The organism is Stenotrophomonas sp. 3diitr2024, assembly GCF_042136455.1.
GTDB classification, from domain to species: domain Bacteria; phylum Pseudomonadota; class Gammaproteobacteria; order Xanthomonadales; family Xanthomonadaceae; genus Stenotrophomonas; species Stenotrophomonas sepilia.
This window is the reverse complement of the sequence record NZ_JBHHMJ010000578.1, coordinates 1-323: the sequence shown is the minus strand read 5'-3', so window position 1 is coordinate 323 and position 323 is coordinate 1. Positions and strand designations below refer to the sequence as shown.

Sequence of the window (323 nt, the reverse complement as noted above, 5' to 3'; positions counted from 1 at the left end):
ATCGGTAACGGCAAGGTCGTTGTCGATGGTCTTGGGCACGCCGATACAGGTCAGGTCGTAGCCGGAGGCCTTGGCCAGCTGCGAGACCTTCAGTGCGGTGTCGGCCGAGTCGTTGCCGACGGTGTTGATCAACACCTATCTGCCCGGGCAGGACCACCCGGTGCTGAGCATCGACGACCACGCCGGCGCAATTGCGATGACCCGCCACCTGCTGGATGTGTTCCCACTGCAGGCGGCTGATCGGCGTCATCGCATCGGGCACTTCCATTTCGCCATCGTCGGCCGGGCCGTCGTCCTCCTCACCGAGGGCGCGCAGGATCATC

The 323-nt window shown here is 64.7% G+C and carries 2 pseudogenes; one reads left to right on the top strand and one right to left on the bottom strand.

What is annotated here, in order from left to right:
• Positions 1-106: 106 nt before the first annotated feature.
• Positions 107-217 (top strand): annotated as a pseudogene (locus ABGA94_RS14920) (LacI family transcriptional regulator); the annotation flags it as partial.
• On the opposite strand, the pseudogene ABGA94_RS14915 reads toward ABGA94_RS14920, so the two are convergent.
• A pseudogene (locus ABGA94_RS14915) lies at positions 209-323 on the bottom strand (two-component system response regulator); the annotation flags it as partial. The pseudogenes ABGA94_RS14920 and ABGA94_RS14915 sit on opposite strands and share 9 nt — an antisense overlap.